Origin of the sequence: Streptomyces sp. NBC_00286, assembly GCF_036173125.1 — a bacterium.
In the GTDB taxonomy this organism is placed as follows: domain Bacteria; phylum Actinomycetota; class Actinomycetes; order Streptomycetales; family Streptomycetaceae; genus Streptomyces.
On the sequence record NZ_CP108054.1, the window covers coordinates 7880948 to 7896887 of the forward strand.

The window sequence follows — 15940 nt, forward strand, 5'->3', positions numbered from 1 at the left end:
GAGCGGTCACAGTGCTTGATCCGCAGGGTTTGTACGCATGGGAGCCGAAGGGCCTGGCCGTCGTCGACATGGCGCTCGCCCAGGAGTCGGCGGGCCTTGTCATGCTCTACCACTTCGACGGATATATCGACGCGGGCGAGACCGGCGACCAGATCGTCGACCGGCTCCTCGGCTCGCTGCCCCACCAGGTCGTCGCCCGGTTCGACCACGACCGGCTCGTTGACTACCGCGCCCGTCGCCCGTTGCTGACGTTCAAGCGCGACCGCTGGACCGATTTCGAGGAGCCCACGCTCGACGTCCGGCTCGTCCAGGACGCGACAGGTGCCCCCTTCCTGCTCCTCTCCGGACCCGAGCCGGACGTCGAGTGGGAGCGCTTCGCCGCAGCCGTTCAGCAGATCGTGGAGCGGCTCGGCGTCCGCCTGGCCGTGAACTTCCACGGCATCCCCATGGGCGTCCCGCACACCCGCCCCGTCGGCCTCACCCCGCACGGCAACCGCAACGAACTGGTGCCCGGCCACACGAGCCCCTTCGACGAGGCCCAGGTCCCCGGCAGCGCCGAATCGCTCGTCGAGTACCGCCTCATGGAGGCCGGACATGACGTCCTGGGTGTTGCCGCGCACGTGCCGCACTACATCGCCCGTTCCCCGTACCCCGACGCTGCGCTGACCGTCCTGGAGGCGATCACCGGCGCGACCGGCCTGGTCCTGCCCGGTATCGCACACGCTCTGCGTACCGACGCGCACCGTACCCAGACCGAGATCGACCGGCAGATCCAGGAGGGCGACGAGGAACTCGTCACGCTCGTCCAGGGCCTTGAGCATCAGTACGACGCTGCCGCGGGCGCCGAGACGCGGGGCAACATGCTCGCCGAGCCCCTGGACATCCCGTCGGCGGACGAGATCGGGCTCGAGTTCGAGCGGTTCCTGGCGGAGCGGGAAGGCGACGCGTAGCGGGGCGGGAGAGGGCCGATGAGGCCCGTCGACGGCGTTGTCAGAGGCAGGTCCTAAGCTTTCCGGCATGCTGACAGTGGGCCTGACCGGCGGTATCGGCGCCGGCAAGAGCGAGGTGTCGCGGCTGCTCGTGGAGTGCGGCGCCGTGCTGATCGACGCCGACAAGATCGCGCGAGAGGTCGTCGAACCCGGAACTCCCGGTCTCGCGGCGGTCGTCGACGCCTTCGGGGAGGACATACTCACCCCGGACGGCGGTCTCGACCGGCCGAAACTGGGCTCGATCGTCTTCACGGACCCGGAAAAGCTCGCTCAGCTGAACTCGATCGTGCACCCCCTCGTGGGCGCACGCTCCCGCGAACTCGAGGCAGCTGCCTCCCCGGACGCCGTCATCGTCCACGACGTCCCGCTCCTCGCCGAGAACGGTCTCGCGCCGCTGTACGACGTCGTGGTGGTCGTCGACGCGACCCCCGAGACCCAGCTCGACCGGCTCGTACGTCTGCGCGGCATGAGCGAGGAGGACGCTCGCGCCCGTATGGCCGCCCAGGCCACCCGTGAGAAACGCTTGGACATAGCGGACATCGTCATCGACAACGACGTACCGCTGGAGGAGCTGGAGCGACGCGTACGGGAGGTTTGGGCGGATCTTGTGCGGCGGGCACAGCAGAAAACGACCTTGGAATAGCGGGCCCCGCCCGGGGCGTTGAAGCGAGGCAGCGAGGGAAGGAGTGAGGCGTGCCTGAGTCCAGAGGTTCCACCGGACCTACTCCAGAGACGCATGTCATCGACTTCCGCGCCGCCGAGCAGCTGCTGGCCGCGCGTGATCCGCGGGGCGCCGTGAAGCTGCTCGACAAGGTCATCGCCGCGCATCCCGAGAACACGGCGGCGCGGCTGCTGCGTGCGCGGGCCTTCTTCGCGGCAGCTCAACTGCGGCCCGCCGAGCTGGAATTCACGGTCGTGCTGGAGCGCGAGCCGGACAACGCGTTCGCGCACTTCGCGCTGGCCCGTACGTACGAGCGCTCGGGCCGGCCCGAGCAGGCGATACGGCACTTCCGGCTCGCGGCGGCGCTGGATCCGCAGCCGGAGTATGTGGCTGCGGCTCGCTTCGACTCCTGACCTTGACGGAGAGCTCCGCTGGCTAAGGCGGTTTCTCTGAAGGGGCGCAAGTCCGCTTAGCGACGTCTGTCCGGCGGTCGGTAAGGCGGGATGTCAGGGCCTGGCTGGTAGTGGGGGCCCTGGCGGATGTGCCGGAGGATCATTGCCAGGTCGACGGTGACGATCAGCCACAGCACCCCGCAGGCGATCGCCCAGCCGGGCCGCCCGGCGAGGGCGAAGGCCGCGGTTCCGGCGATCGCCCAGACCAGACCCCACACGCTGAGCCACATGCGCGCTCGCAGGGCACTGCGCGCAGTCGTCGGTTCACTGCCCGTACGCATCCGGATCACTGCTCCTACTCGGAAACGTACTCTTCGTAGTGCACGTTCACCAAAGGGCGGACGAACGGGGGAGCGGCTGTGCTGCTGGAGGCGCTGCGGGCCGACGAGAGGCTCGCGGAATGGCTGAGAGACCTGGAGAGCGAGGCCGTCCCGCGCGTGGAGGCCGTTCTTCCGGACGCGGTCGCGTTGCCGGACGTACTCCTCGATCTGTCCGTGCCGCACGAGTGCGTCAATGAACTCGTCGCGCAGCGGGAGCGGTTGGCGGCGGATCCGGACGCGATGATGCTGCTGCGACGATGCGTCGGCCGGTTCGTACGTGACATGGGGGCGATCGGCAAAGGGTGGGAGCCGCCGGCCTTCCCGGAGTCCACGGGGCCGCTCGGCCGCAGCTTCCACGTGTTCGTGTTCGTCGCCGCACTGCCGTACGTACGCGCGTACCACCGCGACAGGGGAATCCCGGAGGCCGTGTCCCGGCGCAGCCTCGCCGATCTGGGGCGCCATATGGCCGTGCACCGGCGACGGTTCGGTACCTGCGGTCTCCTGGAGCCGTGGTGGCTCACCCTGCACTTCCACGGGGAGCTGTACCAGCTGGGGCGGCTGCAGTTCCAGCGTGCGCGGCTCGGCGGGCGTACGGGGCGGGCGGCTGCCGCCGCCGGCCTCGACACCGGCCCAGGCGACCCCTGCCTGAGCCTGCACATCGCCGACTTTCGCGGGCCCCTGTCACCGCGCGCGTGCGACCAATCCCTGGGCCTGGCACGGGAGTTCTTCGCCCGCCACTACCCGGACGAGCGATACAGGGTGGCGGTCTGCCACTCCTGGCTGCTCGACCCGCAGCTAAAGCGGTATCTGCCGGCGGACTCCAACATCGTCCGCTTCCAGGAACGGTTTCAGCTCGCGTACGAGGAGGCGAAAGCGGACGACAAGAGCGCGGTGGGCTTCGTCTTCGGCGATCCGGAACTGCCGGTGGAGGGTCTTCCTCGGCGTACGAGTGTGGAGCGGGCGGTCGGGGATCATCTGCGGGCGGGCGGTCACTGGTACGGCGGGCATGGCTGGTTCGCGCTGTAACTCGAACGGGTGAACCGGTGTGGAGGGGGAACGGGGCCGCGGGCACGGGCCGTTTGACGGGTATGACGACCGAGATGCGTGCGGGATACGAGGGAACAGGGCCCGGAGCGGTTACGCCGGACGGCTGCGCGGTGGAGCTGTATGCGCGACTGCCCGTCGGTGACGAGCCGGACATCATCAGCGGGGCCGTGCCCGCGGGGGCGCACATCCTCGAACTGGGCTGCGGGGTGGGGCGGATGACGCATCCGCTTCTGGAGCGGGGGTTCACGGTCACGGCGGTGGACGAGTCGGCGGAGATGCTGGAGCGGGTGCTAGGGGCTCGCACGATATGCGGTCCGATCGAGACGCTGTCGCTGGGGGAGAAGTTCGACGTGGTGATGCTCGCGTCGTTCCTCGTGCACACCGGTGACGTCGAGGTGCGGCGCGGGATGCTGGACGTCTGCCGGAGCCATGTCGCGGACGACGGGTGCGTGTTGATCCAGCGCGAGGGAGAGGACTACCACACGAATCTGCCACGCGAGACGCGTGATCCGAGCGGGTTCACGGTGCGGATGCTGTCCGCGGAGCCGGTCGGGGACGGGGTGAACTCGGTGCGCGCGGAGTATGTCTTCCCGGACGCGATATGGACCCAGACGTTCCTTGCCCGACCGCTCACGAAGGGCCAGTTCGAGGAAGCGCTGGCGGAGGCGGGGCTGAAGGTCGACCGGTATCTGACGGAGGACGGGATATGGGTGCGGGCGGTTCCGGCGGGGGCGTGAGTTTGGGGCGGCGGGTGGCGTGAGCTCGGGTTGACGGGCAGCGGCCGCGGGCCGCGGGGGAGTGAGTTTGCGTCGGCGGCGGGTGGTGTGAGCCTGGCGCGACTCGGCAGCAGGCAGCCGGGCAGCGGGCCGCAGGTGGCGTGAGTTTGGGGGGTGATGGGTAATGAGTTTCGCGGTTCGGCGGAGAACTCCGCTTGCCGAGCGATGAGTTTCGGGAAGCGGGCCGGTCTACCTCTCTGACAGCAACGCGAACCGCTTCACCCAGGAGAACCTCATGTCCGAGACCGCCGCTTCCGCCGCCTCCGTGAACTCCGGCATCGTCGTCGCCGAATCCGCGACCGCTCGTGGCCGCCGCGCCCGAATCGCCCTGCGTGGCCTGCAGGTTGTACTCGCTCTCTTCTTCGGCTTCGCGAGCGCGCTGCCCAAGCTGATCGGGCACGAATCGGCCGTCGAGTCCTTCGAGAAGATCGGCTGGGGCAGCGCGGGCATGTACAGCATCGGAGTGCTCGAACTGCTCGGCGGTATCGCCCTGTTGATTCCGCTGCTGTCGTCGGTGGCGGCGGTTTCGCTGAGCGCCTTGATGGTGGGCGCCTTCATCACGCAACTCGCCGTCTTCGACGGTCAGTACGCCGCGACTCCGCTGATCCTGATAGTCCCGCTGGCCTTGATCGCCTACGCACGCCGGAGTCACAACGCCGAGCTGCTGCGGCTCATACGACGACGGTCGTGACCCCTTAGTCGGACGGCGTCCGGTGCGGGGGAGGGGGCCGCGCGGGGCGCTCCGCTGGGGGTGCGGTTTGGAGCTGCGGGTCCATTGTGGCTGGTCGCGCAGTTCCCCGCGCCCCTTAAGGGGCGCGCTAGCCAGACTTCGGCAAGTCCGGCTAGCGCGCCCACCCTGGGCCGCCGCGCCAACAGTATCGGGGTGCCTGCGCGGGGCAGGGTGATCAACGTGGGCCGGCGCCGGAGCCGGAGGCCGGTCCAGGGCCAGGCCCCGCCAAGCCCCGTAGGCGTTCCAGTTCGCGGCGGTCGCGTTTGGTGGGGCGGCCGGTGCCTCGGTCGCGGATGCCTGCGGGGGCGACCGCTTCGCGGGGTGGGGGTGGTGGGGAGTTGTCGATGTAGCACTCGGCGGCTACAGGGGCTCCGACTCGTTTGCGGATCAGGCGCTTGACGACGACGATCCGTTCGCGGCCGTCGCGGCGCAGGCGGACCTCGTCGCCGACGCGGAGGGAGTGTGCGGGCTTGACACGTTCGCCGTTCACGCGGACGTGGCCACCGCGACAGGCGGTGGCGCCCATCGAGCGGGTCTTGACGAGACGTACGGACCAGATCCAGCTGTCGACGCGGACGGTCTCACCGTTCGCGGGGGCGGCGGCCTTCGCGGCGGCCACGGCTTCGGCCGAGCCGACCGTGCGCTCGCCCGTGCCGTTCCTCTGAGGTCCTGAAGCCATGCTTCGACCTTAGCCCTCGGGAAGCGGGTAGTCGGAGCCCTTTTGTACCCCGCCTTACATCCGCATCCCGGGCATACCGTTGTGGGCATGGACAACAGCGTCTCTGGAACTCTTGAGGATCCTGGGTTACCGCGTGGCCCCGAGGGGGTGGAAGCGGTAACGAGCTCGGACGAGTCCGGGCCGATCCTTGGGCAGAGCCCGTGTGCGGCGTCACTGGCGGTGACGCGGTGCCGGCGTCTGGACTGTGGCCGGCTCTTTCGAGTGGTCACACCCTGGGATCGCCGCCCCGCCGGACGCTGAACCGATCACCGCAGGTGACCGCGATGCCGGTGGCGGGGATCGCGCGCATTTCAAGCACGCGGCGTGTATGTCGGGTAGAACGAGAGGCAGTCCATATGGTTACGCCCGAGCCGGAATCAGCTTTCCGCGGCTTCCCCAAGCCAATCGCCGCACCGTTGGAGACCCTGGCCGAGCTGGACGCGCGGGTCTCCGGCTGCCGGGCCTGCCCGCGGCTGGTCGACTGGCGCGAGGAGGTGGCCCGTACCAAACGTGCTGCCTTCGCGGAGTGGACGTACTGGGGTCGGCCGGTGCCGGGGTTCGGACCAGCGGACGCCTCGCTGCTTGTCATCGGGCTCGCGCCCGCGGCGCACGGTGGGAACCGGACCGGGCGGATGTTCACCGGGGACCGTTCCGGGGACGTGCTGTATGAGGCGTTGCACGAGGTGGGGCTGGCGTCGCAGCCCACGTCCGTGAGTGCGGACGACGGGCTGACCCTGTACGGCGTACGGGTCACCGCACCCGTGCACTGCGCGCCGCCCGCCAACAAACCGACCCCCGAGGAGCGCGACACCTGCCGCCCCTGGCTGGTGAGCGAGCTGAAGTTGCTCAGGCCCACCCTCCGGGCGGTCGTGGTGCTCGGAGCCTTCGGGTGGCAGGCCGCGTTGCCCGCGTTCGCCGAGGCGGGCTGGACGGTGCCCCGACCCCGGCCGGCCTTCTCCCACGGCGCACGGATCATCCTGGAGAGCCAGAGCCAGAGCCAGAGCCAGAGCCAGAGCCAGAGCCAGAGCCAGAGCCAGAGCCAGAGCCAGAGCCGCAGCGGCGGCGGCGCGGCCAACAACCCGCTGGAACTCTTCGGCTGCTTCCACGTGAGCCAGCGCAACACCTTCACCGGGCGCCTCACCCCCGAGATGCTGCGGAGTGTGCTGCGTACTGCAGCGGAGGCGGCAGGGCTTTCGACCAGGCCGTATGCGGGCTAGGGTCGCCCGATGCCTCTTTATCCGGAGATCGAACCGTACGACCACGGCATGCTCGATGTCGGCGACGGCAACCACGTCTACTGGGAGGTGTGCGGCAATCCGCGTGGCAAGCCCGCGGTGGTGCTGCACGGCGGGCCCGGTACCGGGAGCAACCCCTTCTTCCGGCGGTACTTCGACCCGGCCGCGTACCGCATCGTCCTCCTCGACCAGCGCGGCTGCGGACGCTCGATGCCGCACGCGAGCGCGTACGACACCGACATGAGCGTCAACACGACGGCGCACATCATCGCCGACCTGGAGCTGCTGCGAGCTCACCTCGGTATCGAGCGGTGGCTGGTGTGGGGCGTGTCGTGGGGGTCGGTGCTCGGGCTGCGGTATGCGCAGACGCACCCTGGTGCCGTATCCGAGCTGGTGCTGACGGCGGTCGCGACCGGTGCCAGCCGTGAGGTGGCCCTGATGACCAGAGGGCTCGGGCAGTTCTTCCCCGAGGCCTTCGAGCGGTTCCTCGCGGAGCTGCCAGAGGACGAGGACAAGCGCGAGGGGAATCTGGCGGCGGCGTACAACCGGCTGATCGAGTCGCCCGACCCCGAGGTGCGGGCGCGGGCGGCACGGGCCTGGACCGACTGGGAGACGGCCATGGCTCCCGCCCCGCCGCGTTCGATCCCCCGGTACGAGGACCCGGTGTTCCGCATGGGCTTCGTCCGCACGGTCACCCACTACTGGGGCAACGACCACTTCCTCGGCGAGGGCAACGAAGAGGGAGTGGTCCTCCGCGACGCCCTCCGCCTCAAGGACATCCCCGGCACCCTCGTCCAGGGCAGCCTCGACCCCGGCAACCTCCTCGGCACCGTCTGGCGCCTCCACCACGCCTGGCCCGGAAGCGAATTGATCATGATCGACGACGTGGGCCACAACGCGGGAGCGGCGGACGCCGTGGACGCGCTGGTCGCGACGACGGATCGGTACGCGACGGACGGGTACACGACAGGCCGGCACGCGGCGTCCCGCTGACGCCAACGCGCACCGTCCCGTCCAACCCATGCCCTCCACCATGTCTCCCAGAGTCGGCCTCGGAGCCGGCCTAGGAGCCGCCCCCTGCGTCGCCAAAGAGCTGCCGCACCGTAGAGCGGTAGTTGGCCTGGACGTGGGCGAGAGCGTGGGTGCGGGCGCGTTCCGGGTCGCCGGAGGCGATGGCGGCGTACAACTCGCGGTGTTCTACGAGGAGTTGGGGCCACTCCTCGTTCTGGTGGGTGAGCCAGCGTACGCGGCCTGCGACCGGTTCCATGACCGAGATGAGCAGGCCGTTGTCGGCCATCGCCAGGATGCGGTCGTGGAAGCGGGTGTTGATCTCGGGGATCGCCTCCGCGTCCTCGGCCTGGGTCGCAGCGGCCGCGCGGTCGAGGAGTTCCTCCAGTTCGGCGAGGTCGGCCCGGGTCGCGCGCTGGGCCGCGAGCCCGGTGGCGTACACCTCCAGGGCCTCGCGGAGCTCGAAGAGTTCCTTGACGTCTGTCGGGGTCAGCGGGCGTACGACGGTGCGGCGCGGGGTCTCGAAGTGGACGAAGCCCTCGGCGACCAGGGCGCGGATGGCCTCGCGGACCGGGACGCGGGAGACCCCGAAGCGGTCGGCCAGCTCGCGCTCGACCAGCCGGTCGCCGGGCCGCAGCCGCCCGGTGATGATCTCCTGCCGCAGTGTGGCGAGGACTCGTTCACGGACCGCCCCCAGCGGTTCCACCGTTGTCATGGCTCCATCTTCGCCGAACCGGGGGCTGTTTTACCGAGCTGTAACCGCATGGACATTGCCGGGTGTCGTTGACGGCGGGACCATAACGCAAGTTTGGTATACCAAATAGCAGGCGAGCACCGAGCGGCCACCCCCGCTCACGAACGCGAGCGATCATCCCCCGCCCGCGACCGCGAGCGACCACCTTCCGCTCGCGCCGCCCCGGTCCCATCCGCTCCCCAACCCCCCGTCCCCATCCCGCTCCCCACACCCCCGGCTCCCTCCCCGCCCTCCGTCCCTCCCCCTGGAGGCCCCGTGTCCCTCGCCGATCCGGCCGCAGCCCAGAGCGCCACCGAGTTCGTCCCCGATCCCCGGCTCACCAACGAAGACCTCGCCCCCGCGAAGAAGCGCAACTGGAAGGTCTTCGACCTCTTCGCCATGTGGATGTCCGACGTCCACAACCTCGGCAACTACACCTTCGCCGCGGGCCTGCTGGTCCTCGGCATGAACGTGTGGCAGGTCTTCACATCCCTGCTCGTCGGCTTCGTGATCATCTACATCGGCATGAACTGGATGGGGAAGATCGGGCAGCGTCACGGCGTGCCCTTCCCGGTCGTCAGCCGCATCAGCTTCGGCGTCTGGGGCGCCAACATCCCCGCCCTGATCAGGGCCGTCATCGCGATCATGTGGTACGGAATCCAGACCTACCTGGCCTCCGTCGCCGTCAACATCATGCTGCTGGCCGCCTGGCCGGGCCTCGAGTCCTGGACGCACAACTCCTTCCTGGGGCTGCACCAGCTCGGCTGGTGCACCTTCATCGCCCTGTGGCTCATCCAGGCGGCGATCATCAGCCAGGGCATGGAGTCGGTGCGTAAGTTCCAGGACTTCTGCGGTCCGGCGATCTGGATCGTGATGATCGCGCTCGCCGTGTGGATCCTCGCCAAGGCCGGCTGGACCATCTCGCTCACCGACACCCCGAACCCGGTCTCGGTGGGCGAGCAGTGGCGGCAGTGGTTCGGCGCGATCGGGCTCATCCTCGCCACGTACGGCACCCTGATGCTCAACTTCTGCGACTTCTCGCGCTTCTCGCCGAACTACAAGACCGTCAAGCGCGGCAACTTCTGGGGCCTGCCCATCAACTCGACGGCGTTCGTGGTCGTCTCGGTCATCGTCACGGCGGGCTCGATCGAGGTCTTCGGCAAGGCCCACACCGAACCGGCCTACCTCGTCGCCGAGATCGGCAACACCTGGGTACTGGTGCTGGGCGCGCTGACCTTCGCCATCGCCACCATGGGCGTCAACATTGTCGCCAACTTCGTCTCACCGGCGTACGACCTGGCGAACGTCTGGCCGCAGAAGATCACCTTCAAGGTCGGCGGCATGATCAGCACGGTGGCCGCGCTGCTGGTGACCCCGTGGAACCTCTTCTCCAACCCCACCGTGGTCAACTACTTCCTCGGCGGCCTCGGCGCCTTCCTGGGCCCGCTGTTCGGTGTGATCATGCTCGACTACTTCTGGATCAAGCGCGGCCGTATCGACGTCGGCGCGCTCTTCGACGCCACACCCGGGTCCCGCTACTACTACCGCAAGGGCGTCAACCCCAAGGCTCTGTGGGCGTTCCTGCCCGCGGCGGCGGTGTCGGCGGTGCTCGCGCTGGTGAAGGACTTCAGCGCCGTGGCTCCGTACTCCTGGTTCATCGGCACGGCGATGGCCGCCGGTACGTACGCCCTGCTCTGCCGCCCGGAGCGCGCCGCCGCCGAAGCCGTTGCCTCCCAGCCCGCAGCTGTGGAGGGCTGAACGTGCGGATCGTCGTCACCAACTGCAATACGACGCAGGAGATGACCGCGGAGATCGTACGAGGTGCCCGGGCCGCCGCAGGCCCGGGCACCACCGTGACCGGTCTGACCCCCGCCTGGGGGCCCGAGTCCGTCGAGGGCTGGCTCGACAGTTACCTCTCGGCGGCGGCCGTCCTCGACACCCTGCGGACGTACGACGAGCCGTACGACGCCGTCGTCATGGCGGGGTTCGGGGAGCACGGGCGCGAGGGCGTACGGGAACTCGTGGACGTACCCGTCGTCGACATCACCGAGGCCGCGGCCCATCTCGCCTGCCTGCTCGGGCGACGGTACGGCGTCGTCACGACGCTGGAGCGCTCGCGCGGACAGATCGAGGACAGCCTGTACGCGGCCGGGGTCGCCCAGAACTGCGCCGCCGTCGTCGGCACGGGCCTCGGCGTCCTCGACCTCGGCGACTCCGTCCGCACGGAGGAGGCCTTCGTGACCGCCGCCGAACGGGCCCGCGACGCCGGCGCGGAGGTACTGGTACTCGGCTGCGCCGGAATGACGGGACTCCAGCGGGTGGTCGGCGAGAAACTGGGGCTGCCGGTCGTCGACGGGGTCGCCGCGGCCGTGAAGCTCGCCGAGTCGCTGGTGAGCCTGGGGCTGACGACGAGCCGCGCCGGGAGTTACGCGAAACCGCTGCCGAAGAGGCGGAGTTGGGGCCCGACAGACGCTTCGTAGTGCCTACGGTGTGGCGTCGGGCTCGGGCTCAGGCTCGGGCACGACGGCCGTCGCCGTGATCTCCACGAGCTGGTCCGGATAACCGAGACAAGCGACCCCGAGGAGAGTCGACGCGTGCGGGCCGGTGCTGAGCCCGGAGGCCTCGACGACGTTCCAGACCTCCGAGAGCACCGCGGGGTCGCTCGTCACGACGTACACGTCGGTGTACGCGACATGCGCCAACTCGCTGCCGATCGCCCGCAGTTGCTCACTCAGATTCGCGATGACCTGCTCGGCCTGCCGTACCGGGTCGCCTTCGCCTACGAGATTTCCGTCGGCGTCGAGGGGGACGGAGCCGGCGAGGAACGCAAGCCGCGTGCCCGCTTCGACCACGGAGGCGTGGGAGTAGGTCGGGGGCGGGAAGAGGGTGGGGACGGTGACGCGCTGGAGCATGGGACCTCCCAAGGGTCAGGGATCGGCGGGTCTCATCAAGGAGTGACTTGCGGTTACTTACGGCGGCTTGGCCTTCGGCGACTTGACGAGAAATGACCTTCCGATCCTGCGCGTGGCAGGGCCGGTCGCGCATCCGAGTTTTCGGGTGGGAGCGGGGGAGCGGGATAGGACGGACGGCGGCTTCGCCCCGCCCTTACGAGACGACCCGGCCCTACCGCCGAGTAGCTCAACTCCCGCCATTTTCACAGGGGGTGGTGGCCGGAACGTTATCCCGGAACCGTATGATCCCTTGCGTCTTCAAGCACGGCTGGCGCACGGGGCCCGTATGCCCCAGTAGCCGTCAGGAACGAGCACGGAACCCGTAAGGATCCCCCCGATGACAGTTCCCCCCACTTCCCATCGCCCCAAATCCCGCGTCACCCGGCGTGGTTTGATCGGCGCCGCAGGCGCGGTCGCGGCAGGTGCCGTGATCACCCCGGCCGTGATGGCGACCACCAACTCGGAGTCCACCGACGCGGACGCCAAAGACGCCGACACCACAGCGGCCGAACCCGGTACGACACCGGAGAACTTCCCCAAGACCCGCACCAAGGCGGCCACCGGCGAAGCATCCGTCGAGGCCGCCTTTCCCATTGCCTACGTGGGCCTGACCTGGGCGGGCACGCGCAAAGCGACCGGCGGCGGCATCCGGCTGACCGACGCCGACGGCAGCCAGGGCGCCTGGAAGGACCTGAGCGCCAGCGGCTGTTCGGACAGCAACGGCGGTGTCCTGCTCGTCGCGGCGGGCCAGGCGTCCGCTTACGAGGTGAAGGCCCCGAACGGCGCCACCGAGCTGCGTTCCTGTGCCATCGACACCAAGCAGGGCCCGGCGCGCAAGGTGGCCGTCCCGTCCGACACGACCCGGGTGCGCGGCATCGCCTACCTGACGCGCGCGGCCTGGGGCGCGGACGAGTCGCTGCGCTTCAAACCGGACGGTACGGAGAACTCGCCGACCGCGTTCTACCCCTTCCAGACCCTCACGGTCCACCACACCGCGTCCGTCAACGCCGACCCGGACCCGGCCGCCACGGTGCGTGCGATATACCAGCTCCACGCGGTCACCAACGACTGGGGCGACATCGGCTACCACTTCCTCATCGACGAGGCGGGCACCATCTACGAGGGCCGCTTCTCGGGCGACGACGGCATCCCCGCCCACGACGGCGACGGCAAGCTCGTCACCGCCTTCCACGCGGCCGGCTTCAACTCCGGCAACCTCGGCATCGCCCTCCTCGGCACCCTCACCACCCAGGGCCCGACCGAAGCCGCCCGCGAGGCACTCACCCGCCTGACCCGCGTCCTCGTCCGCCTCCACGGCGTCGACCCCAAGGCCCAGGTCACGTACACCAACCCGATCAACGGCACCACCAGGGACGTACCGGAAATCAGCGGTCACCGCGACTGGATGGAAACCGAGTGCCCCGGCCAGGTCATGTACGACGAACTGGCCACCCTCCGCGACGCGGTAGCCGCCGGCTGACCCCTTCGGGGACTCCGGGAACTCCGGGGTCTTCGGGGAACGGGGGACCCTGAAGCCCAGCCCACCAGCCAGACTCGGGGATGCCCGGCCACACGCGCCGGGCATCCCCTGCGGCTGAGTGAGGGACGGCTGTCACCCCGCGAGTGATGTCAGTCCCGAGGATTACGGTGGAGCCTCCACATCACGCGCATTGCGTACGGCGCTGAAGGGGCCCCATGCATGAAGCAACCGACTCTGCTTTCCTCGACCCCATCGCCGACCGCCTGGCCGCCCTCCCCACCGTCCAGGCGGTGGCCCTTGGCGGCTCTCGGGCCCAGGGCACTCACACCTCCGAGAGCGACTGGGACCTCGCCGTCTACTACCGCGGAGCCTTCGACCCCGAGGACCTACGCGCCCTCGGCTGGCCCGGCGAGGTCTTCGAAATCGGCGGCTGGGGCGGCGGAGTCTTCAACGGCGGGGCGTGGCTGACGATCGAGGGCCGACGTGTGGACGTGCACTATCGGGACCTCGACGTGGTGGAGCACGTGTGGGCGGAAGCGGAGGAGGGGCGCTTCCGGATCGAGCCCCTGATGTTCCACCTCGCGGGGATCCCGACGTACCTGCTAGTTGCCGAGCTGGCGATCAATCAGGTGCTACGGGGTGAACTGCGCCGCCCGTCCGCCTACCCGCAGGCTCTGCGCAAAACCGCCCCCGAGCGCTGGTACGGCATGGCCACCGCCACCCTCGCCTACGCCAAGGCCGGCCACGCCCCGAAGGGCGCCCTCACCCAGGTCGCGGGCGCGATCGCCGTCGCGGCGACGCAGACGGCGCATGCGGTGCTGGCGGCGCGGGGGGAGTGGGTGACCAACGAGAAGCGGTTGCTGGAGCGGGCGGGGTTGCGTGAAGTCGACGCACTGGTGGGGGACTTGACCCCGGAGCCGATGGCCCTCGTCCAGGCCGTCGCGGAGGCCGAGACGCTCTTCAGCCGGGCGGTTTCTCAGTAGGATCACCGACCGCGTGAACGGCTATGCCCCGCACCGGAGTTGACCGAGGATGCTGTTGGCGAATTCGGGGCGTGCGTGACGGCGGTCCCCAAGACCCGGTTGTGGTCTTGGGGACCGCCGTTGTCGTATGGGGAGGGTGTCGATGTCGATGCAGCCGATGGAGCCGGGTGAGGTGCCGGCGGAGACGGCGCGGGTGGCGAAGGCGGCGTTCCCCAAGGGCAGTCTGGCGATCCGGCTGAGGGATGAGCTGGGCGCGCTATTCACCGACGAGCAGTTCGCCGGGCTGTTCCCATCCCGGGGCAGGCCCGCCTGGTCGCCGGGCCGGCTGGCGCTGGTGTCGGTGCTGCAGTTCGCCGAGAACCTGCCCGACCGGCAGGCGGCGCAGGCCGTGCGGGCCCGGATCGACTGGAAGTACGCCCTGGGCCTGGACCTGACCGATCCGGGGTTCGACTACTCCGTCCTCAGCGAGTTCCGTGCCCGGCTGGTCGAGGCCGACGCCGGGCAGCAGGTCTTCGACCAGGTCCTGACGGCTGCTCGCGAGGCCGGGCTGGTGCGGGTGCGCGGGCGAGCGAGGACCGACTCCACTCACGTGCTGGCCGCGGTCCGGTCACTGAACCGGCTGGAGTGCGTCATCGAAACGCTGCGGGCAGCGCTCAACGCGCTCGCGGCCGTCGCCCCCGAGTGGCTGACCTCCCATGCGGAACCCGAATGGTTCGACCGGTATGCCGCCCGCCCGGACGATTACTGGCTGCCGGAGCACCGCCGCAAACGGATCGAGCTGGCCGAGCAGACCGGCCGGGACGGGATGCGCCTGCTGGCCGACGTGTTCGCGCCCGGCACGCCCCTCTGGCTGCGCCAGGTACCGGCCGTGGAGATCCTGCGCCTCACCTGGGTGCAGCAGTACACGCTCGGCGCCGGGGGCGAGGTGGTGTGGCGGGACCCAAAAGACTGCCCGCCGGGCGCGAAGCGCCTGGTCAGCCCTCATGACACCGAGTCGCGGGCGAGCGCGAAACGGGACATCAACTGGGACGGTTTCAAGGTGCATCTGACCGAATCCTGCGACCCGGACGCCCCGCACCTGATCACCAACGTGCTGACCACCTGCTCCACCGTCCCCGACATCAAGGCGACCGACCCGGTCCACGAGGCGCTCGCGGCCCGCGGCCTGCTGCCGGACGAGCACGTAGTGGACATGGGGTATGTCGACGGTCCCCGCATCGTCACCGCCCACCAGGAGCACGGCGTCACCCTCATCGGTCCCATGGCCCGCAACACCACCCGCCAGGCCAAAGGAACCTATGCCCAGGACGCGTTCACCGTGGACTGGGAGAACAAGACGGTGACCTGCCCGAATGGTGCCACCGCCCGCAGCTGGCGTGACGCGCTCTCGCACCGCGGCACCCCGATCATCCGCATCACCTTCCGCAAGAGCGACTGTCGGCCCTGCCCGGTCCGCTCCGAGTGCATCAGCTCCGCCACCGCCGACCAGCGGCAGGTCACCGTGCGCCCGCGTCCCGCGCACGAAGCCATCCAGCAAGCCCGCGCCGCCCAGGACACCCCCGAATGGCGGGAACGCTACGCGACCCGCGCCGGCATCGAGGGCACGATCTCCCAGGCCGTCCACACCAACGGCCTACGACACAGCCGCTACCGCGGACTGCCCAAGACCCGGCTCCAGCACCACCTCACCGCGGCCGCGATCAACCTGACCCGCATCGACGCCTGGTACTCGGACAGACCTCGGGCCCGCACCCGCACCACACACCTGGAAGCACTCCGCCCTGCCGGCCAGAAGCCGGCAGGGCGGAGAAGGCTGCGTGCCCTCAATTGACCAACAGCATCCCGGAGTTGACCGAG

17 protein-coding genes are annotated in these 15940 nt (G+C 69.6%); 13 read left to right on the forward strand and 4 right to left on the reverse strand.

Going from position 1 to position 15940, the window contains the following annotated elements; translation table 11 throughout:
- The first annotated feature begins 11 nt into the window (after positions 1 to 11).
- The 3 genes from OHT21_RS35575 to OHT21_RS35585 all read left to right on the forward strand — a co-directional run bounded on the left by OHT21_RS35575 (position 12) and on the right by OHT21_RS35585 (position 2063).
- Positions 12 to 950: a PAC2 family protein gene (locus OHT21_RS35575; protein WP_328772372.1), complete on the forward strand. Its 939-nt coding sequence runs from the start codon at positions 12 to 14 to the stop codon at positions 948 to 950.
- A 67-nt stretch (positions 951 to 1017) separates the two neighbouring features.
- Positions 1018 to 1632, forward strand: a complete 615-nt coding sequence (gene coaE, locus OHT21_RS35580; RefSeq protein ID WP_328772373.1) for a dephospho-CoA kinase — start codon at positions 1018 to 1020, stop codon at positions 1630 to 1632.
- 50 nt (positions 1633 to 1682) lie between these two features.
- The gene (locus OHT21_RS35585) at positions 1683 to 2063 is read left to right on the forward strand and encodes a tetratricopeptide repeat protein (RefSeq protein WP_328772374.1); all 381 of its coding nucleotides are present in this window, start codon (positions 1683 to 1685) and stop codon (positions 2061 to 2063) included.
- Between the two features lie 56 nt (positions 2064 to 2119).
- On the opposite strand, the gene OHT21_RS35590 is transcribed toward OHT21_RS35585, so the two are convergent.
- On the reverse strand, positions 2120 to 2383 hold the full coding sequence (locus OHT21_RS35590; RefSeq protein WP_328772375.1) for a DUF6343 family protein: 264 nt from the start codon (positions 2381 to 2383) through the stop codon (positions 2120 to 2122).
- A 78-nt stretch (positions 2384 to 2461) separates the two neighbouring features.
- Here OHT21_RS35590 and OHT21_RS35595 point away from each other — a divergent pair, with 78 nt between their 5' ends.
- From OHT21_RS35595 to OHT21_RS35605, 3 genes are all read left to right on the forward strand, one after another.
- Positions 2462 to 3448, forward strand: a complete 987-nt coding sequence (locus tag OHT21_RS35595; RefSeq protein ID WP_328772376.1) for an acyltransferase domain-containing protein — start codon at positions 2462 to 2464, stop codon at positions 3446 to 3448.
- A gap of 62 nt (positions 3449 to 3510) precedes the next feature.
- Positions 3511 to 4206, forward strand: a complete 696-nt coding sequence (locus OHT21_RS35600; protein ID WP_328772377.1) for a class I SAM-dependent methyltransferase — start codon at positions 3511 to 3513, stop codon at positions 4204 to 4206.
- Positions 4207 to 4480: 274 nt separating this feature from the next.
- Positions 4481 to 4936 (forward strand): DoxX family protein, encoded by a 456-nt coding sequence (locus tag OHT21_RS35605; RefSeq protein ID WP_328772378.1) that lies wholly within the window; start codon positions 4481 to 4483, stop codon positions 4934 to 4936.
- A 214-nt stretch (positions 4937 to 5150) separates the two neighbouring features.
- Here the strand turns inward: OHT21_RS35605 and OHT21_RS35610 are convergent, their stop codons facing one another.
- Positions 5151 to 5654, reverse strand: coding sequence for an RNA-binding S4 domain-containing protein (locus tag OHT21_RS35610; RefSeq protein WP_328772379.1), 504 nt, complete (start codon positions 5652 to 5654; stop codon positions 5151 to 5153).
- Positions 5655 to 6049: 395 nt separating this feature from the next.
- Here OHT21_RS35610 and OHT21_RS35615 point away from each other — a divergent pair, with 395 nt between their 5' ends.
- Both OHT21_RS35615 and pip read left to right on the forward strand, forming a co-directional pair.
- Complete coding sequence (locus OHT21_RS35615) at positions 6050 to 6910, forward strand: uracil-DNA glycosylase (protein ID WP_443050487.1); 861 nt, start codon at positions 6050 to 6052, stop codon at positions 6908 to 6910.
- A 9-nt stretch (positions 6911 to 6919) separates the two neighbouring features.
- A complete protein-coding gene (gene pip, locus OHT21_RS35620) occupies positions 6920 to 7921 on the forward strand; it encodes a prolyl aminopeptidase (RefSeq protein ID WP_328772380.1) in 1002 nt (333 codons plus the stop codon).
- A 70-nt stretch (positions 7922 to 7991) separates the two neighbouring features.
- On the opposite strand, the gene OHT21_RS35625 is transcribed toward pip, so the two are convergent.
- On the reverse strand, positions 7992 to 8651 hold the full coding sequence (locus OHT21_RS35625) for a GntR family transcriptional regulator (RefSeq protein ID WP_328772381.1): 660 nt from the start codon (positions 8649 to 8651) through the stop codon (positions 7992 to 7994).
- A gap of 294 nt (positions 8652 to 8945) precedes the next feature.
- Between OHT21_RS35625 and OHT21_RS35630 the strand changes: the two genes are divergently transcribed.
- Together OHT21_RS35630 and OHT21_RS35635 are read left to right on the forward strand one after the other, a co-directional pair.
- Positions 8946 to 10427 (forward strand): NCS1 family nucleobase:cation symporter-1, encoded by a 1482-nt coding sequence (locus tag OHT21_RS35630; RefSeq protein WP_328772382.1) that lies wholly within the window; start codon positions 8946 to 8948, stop codon positions 10425 to 10427.
- A gap of 2 nt (positions 10428 to 10429) precedes the next feature.
- Positions 10430 to 11149, forward strand: coding sequence for an aspartate/glutamate racemase family protein (locus OHT21_RS35635; RefSeq protein ID WP_328772383.1), 720 nt, complete (start codon positions 10430 to 10432; stop codon positions 11147 to 11149).
- A 3-nt stretch (positions 11150 to 11152) separates the two neighbouring features.
- On the opposite strand, the gene OHT21_RS35640 is transcribed toward OHT21_RS35635, so the two are convergent.
- On the reverse strand, positions 11153 to 11581 hold the full coding sequence (locus OHT21_RS35640; RefSeq protein ID WP_328772384.1) for a RidA family protein: 429 nt from the start codon (positions 11579 to 11581) through the stop codon (positions 11153 to 11155).
- Between the two features lie 376 nt (positions 11582 to 11957).
- Between OHT21_RS35640 and OHT21_RS35645 the strand changes: the two genes are divergently transcribed.
- From OHT21_RS35645 to OHT21_RS35655, 3 genes are all read left to right on the forward strand, one after another.
- Positions 11958 to 13100, forward strand: a complete 1143-nt coding sequence (locus OHT21_RS35645) for a peptidoglycan recognition protein family protein (RefSeq protein WP_328772385.1) — start codon at positions 11958 to 11960, stop codon at positions 13098 to 13100.
- Between the two features lie 215 nt (positions 13101 to 13315).
- Positions 13316 to 14083 (forward strand): nucleotidyltransferase domain-containing protein, encoded by a 768-nt coding sequence (locus OHT21_RS35650; protein WP_328772386.1) that lies wholly within the window; start codon positions 13316 to 13318, stop codon positions 14081 to 14083.
- 142 nt (positions 14084 to 14225) lie between these two features.
- Positions 14226 to 15914, forward strand: coding sequence for an IS1182 family transposase (locus OHT21_RS35655; RefSeq protein WP_328772387.1), 1689 nt, complete (start codon positions 14226 to 14228; stop codon positions 15912 to 15914).
- The last annotated feature ends 26 nt before the right edge of the window (positions 15915 to 15940 follow it).

What these genes read in the sequence shown, in the direction of transcription:
- OHT21_RS35650 (WP_328772386.1), top strand. Translation starts at nt 13,316, where the DNA reads ATGCATGAAGCAACCGACTCTGCTTTCCTCGACCCCATCGCCGACCGC.
- OHT21_RS35615 (WP_443050487.1), top strand. Translation starts at nt 6,050, where the DNA reads ATGGTTACGCCCGAGCCGGAATCAGCTTTCCGCGGCTTCCCCAAGCCA.
- OHT21_RS35590 (WP_328772375.1), bottom strand. Translation starts at nt 2,383, where the DNA reads ATGCGTACGGGCAGTGAACCGACGACTGCGCGCAGTGCCCTGCGAGCG.
- coaE (WP_328772373.1), top strand. Translation starts at nt 1,018, where the DNA reads ATGCTGACAGTGGGCCTGACCGGCGGTATCGGCGCCGGCAAGAGCGAG.
- OHT21_RS35600 (WP_328772377.1), top strand. Translation starts at nt 3,511, where the DNA reads ATGACGACCGAGATGCGTGCGGGATACGAGGGAACAGGGCCCGGAGCG.
- OHT21_RS35645 (WP_328772385.1), top strand. Translation starts at nt 11,958, where the DNA reads ATGACAGTTCCCCCCACTTCCCATCGCCCCAAATCCCGCGTCACCCGG.
- OHT21_RS35605 (WP_328772378.1), top strand. Translation starts at nt 4,481, where the DNA reads ATGTCCGAGACCGCCGCTTCCGCCGCCTCCGTGAACTCCGGCATCGTC.
- pip (WP_328772380.1), top strand. Translation starts at nt 6,920, where the DNA reads ATGCCTCTTTATCCGGAGATCGAACCGTACGACCACGGCATGCTCGAT.
- OHT21_RS35640 (WP_328772384.1), bottom strand. Translation starts at nt 11,581, where the DNA reads ATGCTCCAGCGCGTCACCGTCCCCACCCTCTTCCCGCCCCCGACCTAC.
- OHT21_RS35610 (WP_328772379.1), bottom strand. Translation starts at nt 5,654, where the DNA reads ATGGCTTCAGGACCTCAGAGGAACGGCACGGGCGAGCGCACGGTCGGC.
- OHT21_RS35625 (WP_328772381.1), bottom strand. Translation starts at nt 8,651, where the DNA reads ATGACAACGGTGGAACCGCTGGGGGCGGTCCGTGAACGAGTCCTCGCC.
- OHT21_RS35655 (WP_328772387.1), top strand. Translation starts at nt 14,226, where the DNA reads ATGTCGATGCAGCCGATGGAGCCGGGTGAGGTGCCGGCGGAGACGGCG.